Here is a 1776-nt window from a genome sequence, read left to right as displayed (position 1 = left end):
CGTGACGGGACGAGTCGTGACGGGACGAGTCGTGAGGGGGCTGTCGTGAGGGGTGTGTGGGGTGCGGTGCGGCCGCACGCGCCGCGGCTGGCCGCCGCCGCCCTGGCGGGCGCGGCGGCGGAGCTGAGCGGGCTGGGGCTGATCGCCGCGGCGGCGTGGCTGATCGCGCGGGCGGCGCAGCGGCCGGAGCTGGCGGCGCTGTCGTCGGCGATCGTGGCGGTGCGGGCGTTCGCGCTGGCGAAGGGGTCGCTGCGGTACGCGGAGCGGCTGGCCGGGCACGACGCGGCGCTGCGGGCGCTGGCGGAGTTGCGGGGCCGGGTGTTCGACACGCTGGCGGCGGCGGGCCCGCGGGCGCGGCCGCGGATGCGGGACGGGGACGCGCTGGCGCGGATGGTGTCGGACGTGGACGCCGTCCAGGACCTGGTGCTGCGGTGCGCCCTGCCGGCGGTCGCGGCGGTGGCGTGCGGGGCGGCGGGCGTGGCGGTATGCGCGGCGGTCCACGCCCCGGCGGGCGCGGTGCTGGCGGCGGGTCTGGCGGCCGCGGGCGTGGTGCTGCCCGCGGTGGCGGCGGCCGGGGCCGGCCGCGCGGCGGCGCGGGCGGCCGCGGCGCGCGAGGAGCTGGCGGTGCGCTCCCTGGACGTGCTGGAGGGCGCGGCGGACCTGGCGGTGTTCAACGCCGCGGACCGGTTCGCGGCCCGCGCCGGTGACGCCGCCGGGCGGCTGGAGCGTGCGGAGCGGTCCGCGGCGCGGCTGGCGGCGCTGGTGTCGGCGGCGGGGTTCGCGGTGCAGGGCGCCACGGTCGCGGCGGTGGCGTGGGCGGGTCTGCGGGGCGGGGTGGACCAGGTCGGTGCGGCGGTGCTGGCGCTGACGGCGCTGGTGGCGGTGGAGTCGGTGCTGCCGCTGGCGGGGGCGGCGCAGCGGCTGCGCGAGGCGGTGCCGGCGCTGCGGAGGGTCGGCGCGGTGCTGGCCGCTCCCCCGGAACTGGCGGTGTCGCGCCCGGTGCCGCTGCCGCGGGGGCCGCTGGAGGTGGAGCTGCTGGGCGTCCGCGTCGCCTTCGGCGACCGGGTCGCGCTGGACGGGGTGGACCTGCGGGTCGGGAGGGGCCGCCGCGTCGCGGTCGTCGGGGCGAGCGGCGCGGGCAAGAGCACCCTGCTGGCGGCGGTGTCGGGCGAGGTCGCCGCGTCGTCGGGCGCGGTGCTGCTGGGCGGGCGCGCCCTGGCCCGGTACGCGCCCGGGGACGTGCGGGCGGCGGTGCGGGGGCTGGCGCAGGACGCGCACGTGTTCGCCGGGACGGTCCGCGCGAACCTGCTGCTGGCGCGGCCGGACGCGAGCGAGGAGCAGCTGCGGGCGGCGGCGCGGCGGGCGCGGTTCGCCGAGGTGGTGCGGGCGCTGCCGGACGGGTGGGACACGGTGGTGGGCGCGGGCGGGCGGGGCCTGTCGGGCGGGCAGCGGCAGCGGCTGCTGCTGGCGCGGGCGCTGCTGGCCGATCCGCCGGTGCTGGTGCTGGACGAGCCCGCCGAGGCGCTGGACCCGCGGGCGGCGGACGCGGTGACCCGGGACCTGCTGGAGGCGCCCGGCGGCGGGACGCTGCTGCTGGTCACGCACCGGCTGGCCGCGCTGGGCGCCGCCGACGAGGTGGTCGTGATGGACCGGGGCCGGGTCGTCCAGCGGGGCCGGCACGAGGAGCTGCTGGCGGTGCCGGGCGCCTACCGGGACCTGTGGGACGCCGAGGCCCTCGCCACCCGGTGACCGCCCCCGCCGCCGCCCCCGCCGCCG

Annotated in this window: 1 protein-coding gene; it reads left to right on the top strand. The window is 81.9% G+C overall.

Annotated elements, in window-relative coordinates:
- Positions 1–45: 45 nt before the first annotated feature.
- On the top strand, positions 46–1749 hold the full coding sequence (gene cydC, locus ACIWVC_RS22160) for a thiol reductant ABC exporter subunit CydC (protein ID WP_396454522.1): 1704 nt from the start codon (positions 46–48) through the stop codon (positions 1747–1749).
- Positions 1750–1776 lie beyond the last annotated feature (27 nt).

This window comes from Actinomadura sp., from assembly GCF_044508335.1.
In the GTDB taxonomy this organism is placed as follows: domain Bacteria; phylum Actinomycetota; class Actinomycetes; order Streptosporangiales; family Streptosporangiaceae; genus Spirillospora.
Note: the sequence above shows the minus strand (reverse complement) of the source record. Positions and strands in the feature narration are given on the sequence as shown.